The organism is Streptomyces sp. NPDC041122, from assembly GCF_055592445.1.
Genome location: NZ_JBVIYQ010000005.1, coordinates 34,060 through 50,484, shown reverse-complemented (window position 1 = coordinate 50,484; position 16,425 = coordinate 34,060). Strand labels below are relative to the sequence as shown.

Below are 16,425 nucleotides of genomic sequence, written 5' to 3'. Positions count from 1 at the left end.
ACGTTCAGTCGACAGCGGGTTTCAGGGGCGCGGGGAACTGCGCGAGCAACTCTCACCCACCCGCAGTCGACAGCGGGTTTCAGGGGCGCGGGGAACTGCGCGAGCAACTCTCACCCACCCGCAGTCGACAGCGGGTTTCAGGGGCGCGGGGAACTGCGCAAAAAAACCGTGACCCCACCCCTAAGGCGAACGGCAAGAATTCATAGGTTTAGGGCCCAGGGGCCAGGGCAGGTGCCAGCCCGCGTCCCCCGCCCCCCGCCACAGGAGACTCCGTGACCTCGTCCGGCCACGCCCGCACCGCCGCCATCGCCATCGGAGCCGCCACCGCCACCGTCCTCGGCGCGCTGCTCATCGGCGGGTCCGGCGAGGTGAGCGCGAGCCCGCCGCCCGAGCCGAAGGTGCAGGACGCCTTCGACTCGCTCGGCCCCGAGGTGCGCGCCGCGAAGCTCTCCGACGGGCGCACCGCGCACTATTCGGACACCGGCAACAAGGACGGCAAGCCCGTCCTGTTCATCGGCGGCACCGGTACCAGCGCCCGCGCCTCGCACATGACCGACTTCTTCCGCACCACCCGCGAGGACCTGGGCCTGCGCCTCATCTCCGTGGAGCGCAACGGCTTCGGCGACACCGCGTACGACAAGGACCTGGACAAGGCCGACTACGCCAAGGACGTCCTCCAGGTCCTCGACAGACTCGGCGTCGACGACGTGTCGGTGATCGCGATATCCGGCGGCGGCCCCTACGCCGCCGAGCTCGCCGCGGCGGCCCCCGACCGGATCTCCCAGCTCCACCTCGCCGCCGCCCTGCCCCCGTACGGCGCGAAGCCCGCCTACTGCGGCCTCTCCGACGACGAGCTCGCCGCCGCCGTCGAGGACCAGATCAAGGACCCCCGCACGTGGTGGGCCTTCCCCGACGACAGCCCCGTCAAGTCCATCCCCGGGTTCGCCGACACGGCGTACGAGGAGGGGGCTCGCACGTTCAACCAGCGCGGCCAGCAGGCCGACCCCGCGCCCCAGGTGCACGAGCAGAAGCTGTACTGCGGGCGCCCCGGCCCCGACCTGTCGAAGCTCGACGCCCCCGTCTACCTCTACGGCGGCAAGAAGGACAGCACGGTGCCGCCGGCCACCCTGAAGACCTGGCAGGAGGCGCTGCCGGGCGAGGAGCGGGTGCGTACCTACGCGGACTCCGGGCACGACGTGCAGTACCGCCACTGGGACCAGATCCTCGTCGACCTCGCGGGCCACGGCGACCGCACCGTCGTCTGCAAGGGCGACAGGACCCGCGTGCTCGTCGCCCGCGAGGCCGACCGGCTCGTCGCCAAGGGCAAGGCGCAGCTGGGCAGTTGCGCCTGGGCGAAGAAGTAGGCCGTCCGGCGCCTCATCGCGGCGGCAGGGACAGCCGGAACTGCGCGCCCCCGCCCGGCGCCCGTTCCGCCGTCAGCTCCGCCCCGTGCGCGTGCGCGATCTGCCGCGCCATCGCGAGACCCAGGCCCGAACCCGGCAGGGCGCGGGCCTTCTCCGCGCGGTAGAAGCGGTCGAAGACGTACGGCAGGTCCTCCTCGGCGATCCCCGGACCGTGGTCGCGCACCGTCAGGTCCTCGGCGGTCAGCGACACCTCGACCGGGGTGCCCGGCGGGCTGAACTTGGCCGCGTTGTCGAGGAGGTTGGTGAGCAGGCGGGACAGGCGGGCCGGTACGCCCGGCAGGCTGAGGTCCGCCGCCTGCGGCGCCACCTGGAGCACGAACGGCACCGCGGGCCAGTGGCCGCGCGCCGCGTCCACCGCGTGGGCCGTCAGCGGGGCGAGCCGCACCTCCTCGAGCAGCGGTCGCGGCTCCTCGTCCCTGGCCAGTTCGATCAGGTCGTTGACCAGACCGGTGACCTCGCGCAGCTGGCGGCCGAGCGCTCCCGACGCGCGGTCGCGCTGCGCGTCGGTCAACCGGTCCGCTCTGGCGAGCAGTTCGGCGTTGGTGCGCAACGCCGTGAGCGGGGTGCGCAGTTCGTGCGAGGCGTCCGCGACGAGCCTGCGCCGGGCCGCGACCGACTCCTCCAGCTCCGCCAGCATCGTGTTGAACGTGGCGGCGAGCCGGGTGACCTCGTCCTCGTGCCCCTCGCGCCCCGGCGGCCCGGGCGGCAGCTCGATGCGGTGCCGGGCGTCCCGGGTGGCCGCGATGCGCTCGGCGGTGGCGGTGAGACGGGTGATCGGCGCGAGCCCGGTCCGCGAGACCCAGTAGCCGCCCGCCGCCGAGAGCAGCACCCCCGCGCCGCCCACCGCGGCGAGCAGCGACGCGGCCTGGCGCACCCCGCGCTCGGCGATGTCCGCGCGCAGCGCGACCTGCACCGCCTCGCCCTTGCCGAACGTCGTCGTGAGCATCCGGCCCGGCTTGCCGCCGGGGAGCGTGAAGTTCGAGTAGTACGGGGCCTGTCGCCCGGCGGCGACCGCGCGCGTCGGCCCCGCCACCGGCAGCAGGAACGGCTTCGCCGGGTCGTCCGCCGGGTTTGCGGGGACCACCTGCGAGCAGGCCGGGGCGCCGAGGAAGCGGCACTCGCCGGTCAGGACGCCCGGCCCCTCGGAGCGGTGCTGCTGGGCGACGAGCGTCGCCGACTGGGCGAGGTTCTGGTCGAGTTGCTGGTACAGCTTGTAGCGGATCACGAAGAACGCGGCGGCGCACACCCCGACCGCCACCACCGCCACGGCCGCCGCGGCCATCACCGCGAGCCTGGTCCGCAGCGGCCTGCGCCGCCGCCAGCGCGCGCCCAGCCTGCGCCGCGCGCTCACGGAGAGCCCAGCCGGTAGCCGACGCCGTGCACCGTGTGGACCAGCCGCGGCTCGCCGCCCGACTCCAGCTTGCGGCGCAAGTAACCCACGTACACCGCGAGGGAGTTGGAGTCCGGGCCGAAGTCCCGCCCCCACACCGCCTGTTGGATCAGCTCGCGCGGAAGGACCTGGCCGGAGTTGCGCAGCAGCAGTTCGAGCAGGACCGCCTCCGTGCGGCTGAACTCCACCCGGCGTCCGCCGCGCCGTCCGGTGCGCGTGGCCGGGTCGAGGACCAGATCGCCGTACGCGAGCTCGTCGCCGTCGTCCGCGGCCCGCTCCGGCGTCGCCCGCCGGAGCAGCGCCCGCACCCGCGCCACCAGCTCGTCCAGCGCGAACGGCTTGACCAGATAGTCGTCGGCACCGGCGTCCAGGCCGTCCACGCGCTCGCTCACCGAGTCCAGCGCGGTCAGCACGAGCACCGGCGTGCGGTCGCCCGCGGCGCGCAGCTGGCGGCAGACCGCGAGGCCGTCCATGACCGGCATCAGCACGTCGAGGACCACCAGATCCGGCTGCCAGCGCGCCACCGCGGTCAGCGCCCGGTGGCCGTCCGCCGCGCCCCGCACCTGATGGCCCTCGACCGTCAGGGCGTCCTCGACGGCGGCACGGACCTCCGGGTCGTCGTCGACGACGAGGATCCGGTGCCGCGGCCCCTCACCCGCACCCGGCGGGCCGCCCTTGCTGGTCACGCTCGCGAAGCTCATGGACCAAAGGTGCCAAACGCCGCTCTTAAAACCCTCTTAGACCCCCGCGTGAAGCTCCATTGCCATGCGAACCACTCACTCCGACCGCGCCGCCGCCGCGGGCCGCGCAGGTCTCTCCGTCGTCATCGGCGCGGGCGGCACCGGTGGACACATCTATCCCGGCCTCGCCCTCGCCGACGCGCTCCGCCGGGCCGTGCCCGGCGCGGTGATCTCCTTCGTCGGCACCGAGCGGGGCCTGGAGACCCGGCTGATACCGGACGCCGGATACCGGCTCCACACCGTCGACATGATCCCCTTCGACCCGTCGCTCGGCGCCCGCCGCTTCCTGCTGCCCGCCGCGCTGATGAAGTCCGGCGCCCAGTGCCGCGCCATCCTGCGCGCACAGGGCGCGCAGGTCGCCGTCGGCATGGGCGGCTACCCCAGCGCCCCCGTCATCGTCGGCGCCCGGATGGCCGGACTGCCGAGCCTCATCCACGAGTCCAACGCGGTGCCCGGCCGCGCCAACCGGTTCGCGGCCCGGCTCACCCCGAACATCGCCGTCGCCTTCGACCGCAGCCGCGCCCATCTGCCGGGTGGCGAGCGCGCGTACACCACCGGGATGCCGATCGCCGCGCCGCTCGCCGCGCTCGACCGGGCCGCGCTGCGCACCGAGGCGCGGCACGCGCTCGGCGTACCGCCCGGGGCGCGGCTGATCCTCTTCAACGGCGGCAGCCTCGGCGCGGCCCGCCTCACCGAGGCCGCGGTCGGCCTCGCGGCGCGCTGGCGGCACCGGAGCGACGTCCACCTGCTCGTCAAGACAGGACCGGCGGCCCTGGACGAGACGCGCGCCCGGCTCGCCGCGGAGGGCGGCGACGCCGTCGCCCGCGCCGTGCCCTACCTCGACCGCATGGACCTCTCCTACGCCGCCGCCGACCTCGTCGTCTGCCGGGCCGGATCGGCGACCGTCGCCGAACTGGCCGCCACCGGCGTCCCCGCCGTCCTGGTGCCCTACCCGCACGCGCCCGGCGACCACCAGACCCACAACGCGCGGGTCCTCTCCGACGCCGGCGCGGGCCTCCTGCTGCCCGACGCCGAGACCACCGCGGACCGCCTCGCCGGGCTGCTCGGGCCGCTGCTCGCGGACCCGGTACGGCTCGCCGCGATGAGCGGCGCCGCGGACCCGGGACCGCACGCCCGCGCCGCCGACCTGCTCGCCGAGCGGGTCCTGCACCTCGCCCACACCACCCCTCACCTGGAGTACGCATGAGCACCACGAGCACCACCACGGCCTTCGACTGGCGGGACCGCACCGTCCTCGTGACCGGCGCCGAGGGCTTCATCGGCTCGACCCTCGTCGACCTGCTGCTCGACGCGGGCGCCGAGGTCCGCGCCTTCGTGCACTACAAGCCGTACGCGGAGAAGGGGCACCTCGCCCACCTCATCGGCGACCCGCGGGTCGAGATGATCGCGGGCGACGTGCGGGACGCGGGGCGCGTCATGGACGCGGTCGACGGCTGCGACACGGTCTTCCACCTGGCCGCGCTGATCGGCATCCCGTACTCGTACGACTCGCCCGGCGCGTACGTGCAGACGAACGTGGTCGGCACCGAGAACGTCGCGGAGGCGTGCAGGCGGCACTCGGTGCGGCGCCTCGTCCACACGTCCACGAGCGAGGTGTACGGGACCGCCCTGACGGCGCCGATCGCCGAGTCGCACCCGTTGCAGCCGCAGTCGCCGTACTCCGCGTCGAAGATCGGCGCCGACATGATGGCGCTGTCGCACTGGCACGCCTTCGAGCTGCCGGTGACGGTGGTCCGGCCGTTCAACACGTACGGGCCGCGGCAGTCGGCGCGCGCGGTGATCCCCACGATCCTCGCGCAACTGCACGCGGGCGCGCGGGAGATCAAGCTGGGCTCCCTGACGCCGACGCGTGACTTCACGTACGTCACGGACACGGCGCGGGGCTTCATGGCGATGGCGGTGGCCGACCGGGCGCTCGGGCACGCGGTGAATCTCGGGGTGGGCCGGGAGATCTCGATCGGCGACCTCGCGCAGGCGCTGATCGCGGCGTCCGGCCGGGAGGCGTCGGTGGTCGTCGACCCGGCGCGGCTTCGCCCCTCGGGGAGCGAGGTGGAGCGGCTTCTGTCGGACAACTCCCGGGCGCGGGAGTGGGCGGGCTGGACGCCGGAGGTCTCCCTCATGGAGGGGCTCAAGCACACGTCGGCCTGGGTCGCCGAGAACCTGCGGCTGTTCGCTCCTGAGCGCTATCAGGTCTGAGGTCCTCCGCGGGCCGGTGGGGGCTGGTCGCGCAGTTCCCCGCGCCCCTGGCCGAACCGTGCCTCCGTCACCCGCTCAGGACTGAGCGGCCGCCGCTGCCAAGCCGCCCAGCAGCAGCAGCGTGAACCGCCGCGCCCACTCCTCGTCCACCGGTTCCCCGCTGACCAGGGCCCGGTGGACCACCGCTCCCGCGATCACGTCGAAGATGAGGTCCGCCGTGCGGGATGCCGAGTGGGGGTCCGGCTCGGCGGGGAGCTCGCCCCGCTCCTGCGCCCGTTTGCGGCCCGCGAGGACCAGCCGTTTCTGGCGGTCCACGATGGACGCCCGGATGCGGGCCCGCAGCGGCTCGTCCGTCGTCGACTCCGCCACCACGGCCATCAGCGCCGTCTTCGTCTCGGGCCGCCCGAGCAGCGCCGCGAACTGCAGGACCACGCCCTCGATGTCCGCCGCGAGGCTGCCCCGGTCCGGCAGCTCCAGCTCGTCGAAGAGTTCCGCCACCGCGTCCACGACCAGCTCGCTCTTGCCCGCCCAGCGCCGGTACAGGGTCGTCTTGGCGACGCCCGCCCGCGTCGCGACGGCGCCGAGCGTCAGCTTGGACCAGCCGAGCTCGACGAGGCCCTGCCGGGTCGCCTCCAGGATCGCGGCGTCGGCCGTCGCGCTGCGCGGACGGCCGCCGGTGCGGGTGGGAGGAGGGGTGCGGCTCTGCATGCCCGCGACCATACCGGCCAGTACGGAGCGATCCGGGGTGCGGAGTGAGCGAGATCACCGAAGGCGCCGTTCCGCGCTCCGGAGGGGACAGTTACGCTACGACCCGTAGCGAAAGTTGATGACCGCGGTGAACGTCGCACACGACGGCGGACACCCCCGCGGCGCCGACGACCGCCACGAGAGACGACCACAGCACGATCACGCACAGCACGACCACCGGCCCGGGGTGGGGACCCCGCGCCAACCGACGGTCCTCCTCGGGACCTTGAAGCGTGCCCCCGACGACCCCGCAATCCGGCGGGGGGTCACGGACGGGCGCAGTTCCCGCACGGGTTGGGGGAGGATGTACTCATGCAGCCACGGAACATGTCCATGAGCGGAGTCGTCGACCTCGCCGCGGTGAAGGCGGCCCAGGAGGCCAAGGCGAAGGCGGAGCAGGCGCGCGCCGAAGCGGCCCGGCAGGGCGGGGGCGCGGCCGGCGCCGCGATCTCCCCGGCCTCCCTCGTCATCGATGTCGACGAGGCGGGCTTCGAGCGCGAGGTCCTCCAGCGCTCCACCGAGGTCCCGGTCGTCATCGACTTCTGGGCCGAGTGGTGCGAGCCGTGCAAGCAGCTGAGCCCCCTCCTCGAGCGGCTCACGCAGGAATACAACGGCCGTTTCCTCCTTGCCAAGATCGATGTCGACGCGAATCAGATGCTGATGCAGCAGTTCGGGGTCCAGGGGATCCCGGCTGTCTTCGCGGTGGTGGCCGGACAGGCCCTGCCCCTCTTCCAGGGCGCCGCACCCGAGGCGCAGATCCGCCAGACCCTGGACCAGCTCATCCAGGTCAGCGAGGAGCGCTTCGGACTGACCGGCCTGGTGGTCGACGCCGACGCCCGGGGCCAGGAGGCCCCGGCCGAGGTGCCCGCGGGCCCGTACGACGCGCTCCTCGAAGCGGCCGTCCAGGCGCTGGACGCGGGCGATCTCGCCGGCGCCGTCCAGGCGTACAAGAACGTGCTCAGCGACGATCCCGCCAACACCGAGGCCAAGCTCGGCCTCGCCCAGGCCGAACTGCTCCGCCGGGTCCAGGGCCTGGACGCGCAGGCCGTCCGCAAGGACGCCGCCGACCGGCCCGCCGACGTGCCGGCGCAGATCGCCGCCGCCGACCTGGATCTGGTGGGCGGCCACGTCGAGGACGCCTTCGGGCGGCTCATCGACACCGTGGCGCGCTCGGCCGGCGACGACCGGGACGCCGCGCGGGTGCGCCTGCTCGAACTCTTCGAGGTGGTCGGCGCCGAGGACCCGCGCGTCACGGCGGCCCGCACCAAGCTCGCCCGGGTGCTCTTCTGATCGCATGTCGAACCCTTGGCCGGGTCCGTCCGCCCGCCGTCGGCTGACCAGTCCCTAAACACCGGGGCTTGTGATGCCGGAGTGAAAAGTCTGCTCCCAGGACGCAACAGTGGCCGCGTTTTGCCAAAACTTGGTAAACGCGGCCACTGTTACTCGCAGTAAGAGAACGGCTTCCTTCTAGGTGCTTTCACCCCCTCATGTCCCGTTCTGCTCCTGCCGATTGAGCCACCGTCCGTGGCCGATCGATACCGCGCGGTCGCGCTTCGGTTATCCGGCCGTTACTAGCCAGTAACGAACCCCCTTGTGCGGGGGCCGAGAATGCACCACGATCGGCGACGCTCGGTCCGATGACCCGCAGCCCGAAAGCCAGTCGGGAGCGGGCCTTCTGGGTCCCCACCGAGCAGGCCGGTGACGCCGTCGCCGGTCTTGGACAGGGGGGTCTCTGCCGGTCCCGGCAGGGCCTGTCCGCGAGGTTGTGCGTGATGCGTCAGGCGCGACCAGTGGTTGTCGCTCGGGGGTGATCGCCGGTGATGTGTGGTGCGGTTGCGCGCCTCCGATGCGGGCGCTCTCCTTCCCGAGGACGTAGCACTTCTCCCATCCCTGCCCGGCTGAGCCGCCCGAAAGGGAGCAGTCAGGGCCGGAGATGTACGTCCGAGAAGGAGGAAAGTCATGGAGTCCGTGGCTCGTGGCGGAACCAGATGGAAGCGGTTCGCCGTGGTCATGGTGCCGAGCGTCGCGGCGACTGCCGCGATAGGCGTCGCCCTGTCCCAGGGTGCGCTCGCGGCATCGTTCAGTGTGTCCGGCCAGCAGTTCAAGGTGACGGCCAAGGAGCTCAACGGTAAGGGGTTCGTCCAGTACGGAGCCCTGGACAGCGGCAAGTCGGGTCACCACCCGGTCGCCGTCGTCGGTCTCGAATCGGCGACGATCACCAATCTCTGCCAGTCGGTGGTCGTGCCGGTCCCGGTCTTCGGCGATGTGTCGATGACCCTCAAGGCCGGTGGCGAGGGCGGTCCGAAGGTACAGGCCAAGAAGCTGTACATCGACGCCGACGACCTGAAGGCCAATGCGACCTTCCACAAGGTCGACATCGGCGTCTCGGTCGACCAGACCACCAAGGGCCCTGGTCCGGCGAAGGGCGACAAGTACGCCCCGGACTCGTTCGCGCAGCAGGCGGAGTCGGTGAAGTTCACCGATGTCAAGCAGCGTGCGTGGGCGACCACCGCCGGTACCTTCAAGCTCTCTGGCCTCGGCATGTCGGTCAAGAAGGGCAAGCACGAGTGCTACTAGGGCAGTTGATGCCCTAGCGGGTCGCATCAGGCGGCCCGGTGCGCACTCCGTGCGATGAGAACGGCCGGGCGCGGGGGCGCGACGGCACCTGACGAAAGCCGTCCCCGTGCCCGAATCCGCACGACACACAGAACCAACGCCATTCCCGAGGAGCTGTACGACATGAGCGCCGAAGCGCAAGTGGGACTGGGCGACAAGCTCGGCCGGATGCGCCTTCGTTTCCGAGGGTGGCGCGGTCAGCGCCCGTTCTGGGGTGGTCTGCTGACACTTCTCGGCGGCATCCCGATCATGTATTTCCCGTACGCGAACCTCACGCTCGGCACGATGACGATCCGGATGGCGACCACTGCCGGTGCCGGATCGCTGATCATCGGTGTGCTGTTGGTCGTGCTCGGCCTGACCATGTGGTTCCAGCCGCACTCCCGGGTCTTCGCGGGTGTCGCGGCGATTCTGCTCGCCCTGGTCTCCCTGGTGGTCTCCAACTTCGGTGGCTTCGTCATCGGTTTCCTGCTCGCCCTGATCGGCGGCGCCCTCGGCGTCTCCTGGGCGCACGCGAAGCCCGCCGGTGAGCCCGCGAAGGGACGTACGACCGGAGCGTCCGACGGCACCGACGGGGTCCCCGGGCCCACCGCCGCGGCCGGCGCGGGTGGGGTGAGCGGCGAACAGGACGATCTGTCAGGAACGAGCCCGACGAACGGGACGAACGGGAGGCACCGTGCCGGCTGACGAGGTGCACCACGAGGGCTTCGCGGGAGAGCCCCGTGCGAGAACCGGGCCGCGCCACGCGGCACCCAGGAAGCCGCTGCTGACCCGGCTGCAGGTACCCGCGGGCAAGGCGATCGCCATCGCCGCGATGCCCACCGCCGTACTCATGGGCATGGGGCTGACCCCCACGCTGGCGCAGGCGAAGCCGGGTGTCCCGGACAACCCCTTCCAGGACGGGCCGTGCGTCACGGCACCGGACAAGGACGCCGAGAAGGACGCGGAGAAGGACGCCGCGGCCAAGGCGAGGGAAGCGGCGGCCGAGAAGGACGCCAAGGACGCCGCGAAGGCCGAGGACGCCAAGAAGGCCGAGGACGCCGAGAAGGCCGAGAAGCGGGCGGCGGACGAGGACGAGGCGAAGAAGGACGACGCCGGCAAGCCGACGCCGTCGACCGAGCCCTCCTCCGGCGACCGGGCCGACCCGGAGGACAAGACCGGCACCACCACCCCGTCCACCGGCGACAAGGACGGCGCGGAGGAGTCCGGGAAGACCCCCGAGCCCACCGAGACCAAGAACCCCTGGGACCCGCTGGGCGTCGGCGAGGCCCTCAAGGACGTCTTCACGCCCGACAAGGACAAGAAGGAGTCCGGGACCCCGGACCCGGCCCCGTCCGACTCGGCGAAGACCGGCTCCGAGGCGCCCGCCGGCGACAAGACGGCGGACGACAAGGCCGGGGACGACAAGGCCGCGGACGGCAAGAGCGCGGACGACGACGAGAACCCGCTCAAGGACACCACCGACAAGGTCACTAAGCCCGTCGGGGACGCCCTCGACAAGGTCGGTGACGGCGTCAAGGACGGCGCGGACAAGGCCGGCGACGAGGCCGACAAGCTCCAGGACCAGCTCGACAAGGCCGCCGAGGAGGCGAAGGACAAGGCCGCGGACCCGATGGCACCGGACGAGAACGGCAAGAAGCCGTTCCCGTGCGTCGTCGAGAAGAAGGTCGACGGAAAGGCCGAGCAGACGCCCGCGCCGATCCCGAACCAGCCGTGGAACCTGGAAGCCAGCTCGCTCACGCTCAAGGGCGCCGACTACCAGGGCGTCGTGAACCTGACGATGCCGAACGGACAGAGCAAGCAGGCCCTGAAGTACGTCGTCCAGAACACCGACATCGGCGACCTGCACCAGATCGTCGAGGGACCGGGCGGCAAGAAGTACCACGTCGAGGCCGCCAAGGGCTCCACGTCCACCATCCGGGACGGGGAGACCACGATGTACACCGAGTCGATCTCGGGCAAGCTGTTCGGTCTGATCCCGATCACCTTCGACCCCGAGCACCCGCCGCCGCTGAACATCCCGCTGATCTACTTCACCGACGTGAAGGTGAAGCAGGCGGGCCAGTTCGGCGGGAACCTGACGATCCCCGGCCTGCACCAGTCGATCACCGACTGAACCGCGCACGATCCCGCCGGGACCGCGACAAGCACCGAGGGCGCCCCCTTGCACAGGGGGCGCCCTCGGTGTCGTACGTGGCGGGAAGGGGTGGGATCAGTCCCGCCCGACGCCGCCCAGGTGGTGCACCCGGACCATGTTGGTGGTGCCGGGGACGCCGGGGGGCGAGCCGGCGGTGATGACGACCGTGTCGCCGTCGTTGAAGCGGTTGAGCTTGATCAGCTCGGCGTCGACGAGCTCGACCATCGCGTCGGTGTTGTCCACGTGCGGGACGACGTAGGTGTCCACGCCCCAGCTCAGGGTGAGCTGGTTGCGGGTCGACTCGTCCGTGGTGAAGGCGAGGATCGGCTGGGCCGCGCGGTAGCGGGAGAGACGGCGGGCCGTGTCACCGGACTGCGTGAAGGCGATCAGCGCCTCGCCGCCCAGGAAGTCCGCGATCTCGCACGCGGCACGGGCCACCGAACCACCCTGCGTACGCGGCTTCTTGCCGGGCACCAGCGGCTGCAGGCCCTTGGAGAGCAGCTCGCCCTCGGCGGCCTGCACGATCTTCGACATCGTCTTGACGGTCTCGATCGGGTACGCGCCGACGCTCGACTCGGCCGACAGCATGACCGCGTCCGCGCCGTCCAGGATCGCGTTGGCGACGTCGGACGCCTCGGCGCGCGTGGGGCGCGAGTTGGTGATCATCGACTCCATCATCTGGGTCGCGACGATCACCGGCTTGGCGTTGCGGCGGCACATCTCCACGAGGCGCTTCTGCACCATCGGGACCTTCTCGAGCGGGTACTCGACGGCCAGGTCGCCACGGGCGACCATGACGGCGTCGAAGGCCGCGACGACGCCCTCCATGTTGGCGACGGCCTGCGGCTTCTCCACCTTGGCGATGACGGGGACCCGGCGGCCCTCCTCGTCCATCACCTTGTGGACGTCCTTGATGTCGCCCGCGTCGCGCACGAAGGACAGGGCGACCATGTCGCAGCCCATCTTCAGGGCGAAGCGGAGGTCCTCGATGTCCTTCTCGGAGAGCGCGGGCACGTTCACGGCCGCGCCGGGCAGGTTGATGCCCTTGTGGTCGGAGATGACACCGCCCTCGACGACGATCGTCTTCACGCGCGGGCCGTCCACCTCGACGACGCGCAGCTCGACGTTGCCGTCGTTGATCAGGACCTGGTCGCCCTTGGAGACGTCGCCGGGCAGACCCTTGTAGGTCGTGCCGCAGATCGACTTGTCGCCGGGCACGTCCTCGGTGGTGATGGTGAACTCGTCACCGCGCACCAGCTCGACGGGTCCCTCGGCGAAGGTCTCCAGACGGATCTTGGGGCCCTGCAGGTCGGCGAGGACGCCGATGGCACGGCCGGTCTTCGCGGCGGCCGCACGGACGCGGTCGTACCGCCCCTGGTGCTCGGCGTGCGTGCCGTGGCTGAAGTTGAATCGGGCCACGTTCATGCCGGCCTCGATCAGCGAGACGAGCTGCTCTTCGGAGTCGACGGCGGGGCCCAGCGTGCAGACGATTTTGGAACGGCGCATGGGGCGATCCTATCGGTTTGTTTCGCTACGGAATATTCCGTCTGGTGGAATATACAAATGGGCGGATGTCCGCTCAGGCGTTGCGGTCGGCGACCAATGCGTACGTCTGGGCGGCGATCTCCAATTCTTCGTCCGTCGGCACCACGGCCACGGCAACGCGCGCGTACTCCGGCGAAATCAACCGTGCTTCGTCGGAACGTACGGAATTGAGCGCACCGTCGACCGCGAGGCCCAGCTCCTCCAGGCCCGCCACGGCCGCCTCGCGCACCGGGGCGGCGTTCTCGCCGACGCCCGCGGTGAATGCGACGGCGTCGACACGGCCGAGCACCGCGTAATAGGCGCCGATGTACTTCTTCAGGCGATGCACGTAAATGTCGAACGCGAGAGCGGCCTCTTCGTCGCCCTCGTCCACCCGGCGCCTGATCTCCCGCATGTCGTTGTCACCGCAGAGTCCGATCAGCCCGCTCTTCTTGTTGAGCAGCACGTCGATCTCGTCGACCGACATTTTGCCGACCCGCGCCAGATGGAAGATGACCGCCGGATCCAGGTCACCGGAGCGGGTGCCCATCACGAGCCCCTCCAGTGGCGTGAGCCCCATCGAGGTGTCCACGCACTTGCCGCCGCGCACCGCGCTCGCCGAGGCGCCGTTGCCCAGGTGCAGCACGATGACGTTGACGTCCTCGGGCGCCTTGCCGAGCAGCTTCGCCGTGCGCCGCGAGACGTACGCGTGGGACGTGCCGTGGAAGCCGTAGCGCCGCACCCGGTGCTCGTCGGCCGTGCGCACGTCGATGGCGTAGCGCGCGGCGGACTCCGGCATCGTCGTGTGGAACGCGGTGTCGAAGACCGCGACCTGGGGCAGGTCGGGGCGGAGCGCCTGAGCGGTGCGGATGCCGGTGAGGTTGGCCGGGTTGTGCAGCGGGGCCACCGGCACGAGCCGCTCGATCTCCGCGAGCACCTCGTCGGTGATCACGGTCGGCGCGGTGAACTTCAGGCCGCCGTGCACCACCCGGTGGCCGATCGCGGCCAGTTCGGGGGAGTCGAGGCCGAGCCCGTCGGCGGCGAGCTCCTGGGCGACGGCCTTGAGGGCCGCCTGGTGGTCGGCCATGGGCTCCTCGCGCTCACGGGCCCGGGCGCCGCCGCCGGCCAGCGGGGTGTGCTTGAGCCGCGAGGTCTCCTCGCCGATCCGCTCGACCAGCCCGACGGCGAGGCGCGAGCTGTCGCGCATGTCGAGCAGCTGGTACTTCACCGACGAGGAGCCGGAGTTGAGGACGAGTACGCGAGTGGCGGTCACTGAAGAGCGCTTTCTGTGGGGGGTTGCCGGGGTTACGGGGTGGGAGCCTGGGCCGAGTCCTGGGACCCGGCCTGGGCCTGGATCGCCGTGATGGCGACGGTGTTGACGATGTCCTGGACGAGCGCGCCCCGGGACAGGTCGTTGACCGGCTTGCGCAGGCCCTGCAGGACCGGGCCGACGGCGATCGCGCCGGCCGAACGCTGCACGGCCTTGTAGGTGTTGTTGCCGGTGTTCAGGTCCGGGAAGATCAGCACGCTGGCCTGCCCCGCGACGTCGGAGCCCGGCAGCTTGGTGGCCGCGACCGACGGCTCCACGGCGGCGTCGTACTGGATCGGCCCCTCGATCTTGAGGTCGCCGCGCTGCTCCCGCACCAGCTCGGTGGCCTCACGGACCTTGTCGACGTCGGCGCCCGAACCCGACGTACCGGTCGAGTACGAGAGCATCGCGATCCGCGGCTCGACCCCGAACTGCCGGGCGGTGGCGGCCGCCTGGACGGCGATGTCCGCGAGCTGCACCGCGTTCGGGTCCGGGTTCACCGCGCAGTCGCCGTACACGAGCACCTTGTCGGCCAGGCACATGAAGAAGACCGAGGAGACGATCGACGCCTCCGGCTTGGTCTTGATGATCTCGAAGGCGGGCCGGATGGTCGCGGCCGTGGAGTGCACGGAGCCCGAGACCATGCCGTCGGCGAGGCCCTCCTGGACCATCAGCGTGCCGAAGTAGTTCACGTCCGCCACCACGTCGTACGCGAGCTCGACGGTCACGCCCTTGTGGGCGCGCAGCTCGGCGTACTTGGCGGCGAAACGGTCCCGCAGCTCGGAGGTCTGCGGGTCGGTGAGCTCGGTGTCGGCGAGGTCCACGCCGAGGTCCGCGGCCTTCTTGCGGATCTGCTCGACCGGCCCGAGCAGGGTGAGGTCGCAGACACCGCGGCGCAGCAGCACGTCGGCCGCGCGCAGCACCCGCTCCTCGGTGCCCTCGGGCAGCACGACGCGCCGCCGGTCGGAGCGGGCCTGCTCCAGGAGCTTGTGCTCGAACATCATCGGCGTGAGGCGGTCGCTGCTCGGCGCCGAGACGCGCCCCATGAGGCCCGCGGTGTCGACGTACCGCTCGAAGAGGCCGAGCGCGGTCTCCGCCTTGCGGGGCGTGGCCGCGTTCAGCTTGCCCTCCAGGGCGAAGAGCTCGGCGGCGGTCGGGAAGGAGCCGCCGGAGACCGCGACGACCGGGGTGCCGGGCGCGAGGCGGTCGGCGAGGGTGAGGATCTCCGGGCCCGGCTGCTCGTCCAGGGTCAGCACCACGCCCGCGATGGGCGGCGTACCGGCGCTGTGCGCGGCCAGCGAGCCCACCACCAGGTCGGCGCGGTCGCCGGGGGTGACGACGAGGCAGCCCGGGGTCAGGGCGTTCAGGAACGTGGGCAGCATGGCGCCGCCGAAGACGAAGTCGAGCGCGTCACGGGCGAGCCCGGAGTCGTCGCCGAGCAGCACCCGGCCGTCCAGCGCGTGGGTGATCTGCGCGACCGTCGGCGCGGAGAGCGCGGGCTCGTCCGGCAGCACGTAGGCGGGCACGGGCAGATCGGGGGCGAGCAGCTCGTGGATCTCGTCGCGGTCGGCCGGGGCCACCCGGTTGGTGATCATCGCGAGGACGTCGCAGCCGAGCGAGTCGTACGCGCGGTAGGCGTTCCGCGTCTCGGCGCGCACCGAGTCGGCGGTCTGCTTCCTGCCGCCGACCACGGGGAGGACGGAGGCGCCGAACTCGTTGGCGAGCCGGGCGTTCAGCGCGAGCTCGTCGGGCAGTTGGGTGTCCGCGAAATCCGTGCCGAGCACGAGAACGACTTCATAATCCCTCGCGACCCGGTGGAACCGGTCGACGAGACGCGAGACCAGTTCGTCGGTGCCCTGTTCGGCCTGGAGCGCCGACGCCTCGTGGTAACCCATGCCGTACACGGACGCGGCGTCCTGCGCGAGCCGGTAGCGGGCCCGCAACAGGTCGAAGAGGCGGTCGGGGCCGTCGTGGACGAGCGGCCGGAAGACACCGACCCGGTCGACCCGACGGGTGAGGAGCTCCATGACTCCCAGTTCGACGACCTGGCGACCGTCGCCCCGGTCGATCCCGGTCACGTACACGCTGCGCGTCACGCGTGCTCTCCCCTTCTTCGCTCTCTCCGCTGTCCACCGCCGTCGGCACGGCCGCCTGAGCCCGGCTGCCGGGTGCCTGACGAGGCGGACAAATAACCCGATATCGTGGCTGTGCCCTCTTGACAATACCTCTGCGGCTGGTTAAGCCGCCCGCCGGACGAAAGGCCCCGCACGGGCGGTACCAAGGTCCCTTCCCACCCTTCGCACGGGCATCCGTCGCACATC

Annotated in this window: 13 protein-coding genes; 7 read left to right on the top strand and 6 right to left on the bottom strand. The window is 71.6% G+C overall.

Annotation, left to right across the window (positions count from 1 at the left end; translation table 11 throughout):
• The first annotated feature begins 272 nt into the window (after positions 1-272).
• A complete protein-coding gene (locus ACZ6B8_RS19065) occupies positions 273-1,364 on the top strand; it encodes an alpha/beta fold hydrolase (protein ID WP_471607960.1) in 1,092 nt (363 codons plus the stop codon).
• A gap of 13 nt (positions 1,365-1,377) precedes the next feature.
• Here ACZ6B8_RS19065 and ACZ6B8_RS19060 read toward each other — a convergent pair whose 3' ends face one another.
• Together ACZ6B8_RS19060 and ACZ6B8_RS19055 are read right to left on the bottom strand one after the other, a co-directional pair.
• Positions 1,378-2,775 (bottom strand): sensor histidine kinase, encoded by a 1,398-nt coding sequence (locus tag ACZ6B8_RS19060; RefSeq protein WP_471079755.1) that lies wholly within the window; start codon positions 2,773-2,775, stop codon positions 1,378-1,380.
• Positions 2,772-3,515, bottom strand: coding sequence for a response regulator transcription factor (locus ACZ6B8_RS19055; protein ID WP_471607959.1), 744 nt, complete (start codon positions 3,513-3,515; stop codon positions 2,772-2,774). The genes ACZ6B8_RS19060 and ACZ6B8_RS19055 overlap by 4 nt, the downstream gene beginning before the upstream one ends.
• A gap of 64 nt (positions 3,516-3,579) precedes the next feature.
• Here ACZ6B8_RS19055 and ACZ6B8_RS19050 point away from each other — a divergent pair, with 64 nt between their 5' ends.
• Positions 3,580-4,761 (top strand): UDP-N-acetylglucosamine--N-acetylmuramyl-(pentapeptide) pyrophosphoryl-undecaprenol N-acetylglucosamine transferase, encoded by a 1,182-nt coding sequence (locus tag ACZ6B8_RS19050; protein ID WP_471607958.1) that lies wholly within the window; start codon positions 3,580-3,582, stop codon positions 4,759-4,761.
• Positions 4,758-5,771, top strand: coding sequence for a GDP-mannose 4,6-dehydratase (locus ACZ6B8_RS19045; protein ID WP_471079764.1), 1,014 nt, complete (start codon positions 4,758-4,760; stop codon positions 5,769-5,771). Before ACZ6B8_RS19050 ends, ACZ6B8_RS19045 begins: the two co-directional genes overlap by 4 nt.
• Positions 5,772-5,846: 75 nt before the next feature.
• On the opposite strand, the gene ACZ6B8_RS19040 is transcribed toward ACZ6B8_RS19045, so the two are convergent.
• The gene (locus ACZ6B8_RS19040) at positions 5,847-6,479 is read right to left on the bottom strand and encodes a TetR/AcrR family transcriptional regulator (RefSeq protein ID WP_471607957.1); all 633 of its coding nucleotides are present in this window, start codon (positions 6,477-6,479) and stop codon (positions 5,847-5,849) included.
• A 351-nt stretch (positions 6,480-6,830) separates the two neighbouring features.
• Between ACZ6B8_RS19040 and ACZ6B8_RS19035 the strand changes: the two genes are divergently transcribed.
• From ACZ6B8_RS19035 to ACZ6B8_RS19020, 4 genes are all read left to right on the top strand, one after another.
• Positions 6,831-7,808: a tetratricopeptide repeat protein gene (locus tag ACZ6B8_RS19035; RefSeq protein WP_471607956.1), complete on the top strand. Its 978-nt coding sequence runs from the start codon at positions 6,831-6,833 to the stop codon at positions 7,806-7,808.
• A gap of 669 nt (positions 7,809-8,477) precedes the next feature.
• A complete protein-coding gene (locus ACZ6B8_RS19030; RefSeq protein ID WP_355802687.1) occupies positions 8,478-9,095 on the top strand; it encodes a DUF6230 family protein in 618 nt (205 codons plus the stop codon).
• Positions 9,096-9,257: 162 nt separating this feature from the next.
• Entirely contained in the window at positions 9,258-9,821 is a 564-nt protein-coding gene (locus ACZ6B8_RS19025) for a DUF6114 domain-containing protein (protein ID WP_471607955.1), read from the top strand.
• Entirely contained in the window at positions 9,811-11,250 is a 1,440-nt protein-coding gene (locus ACZ6B8_RS19020) for a hypothetical protein (protein ID WP_471607954.1), read from the top strand. Before ACZ6B8_RS19025 ends, ACZ6B8_RS19020 begins: the two co-directional genes overlap by 11 nt.
• A 96-nt stretch (positions 11,251-11,346) precedes the next feature.
• Here ACZ6B8_RS19020 and pyk read toward each other — a convergent pair whose 3' ends face one another.
• From pyk to pta, 3 genes are all read right to left on the bottom strand, one after another.
• A complete protein-coding gene (gene pyk / locus ACZ6B8_RS19015) occupies positions 11,347-12,777 on the bottom strand; it encodes a pyruvate kinase (protein ID WP_471079782.1) in 1,431 nt (476 codons plus the stop codon).
• Positions 12,778-12,850: 73 nt separating this feature from the next.
• Positions 12,851-14,068 carry an acetate kinase gene (locus ACZ6B8_RS19010; protein ID WP_471079785.1) on the bottom strand — a complete coding sequence of 406 codons (1,218 nt, stop codon included), beginning with the start codon at positions 14,066-14,068 and terminating at the stop codon, positions 12,851-12,853.
• 32 nt (positions 14,069-14,100) lie between these two features.
• Positions 14,101-16,200, bottom strand: coding sequence for a phosphate acetyltransferase (gene pta / locus ACZ6B8_RS19005; RefSeq protein WP_471079788.1), 2,100 nt, complete (start codon positions 16,198-16,200; stop codon positions 14,101-14,103).
• Positions 16,201-16,425: the final 225 nt, after the last annotated feature.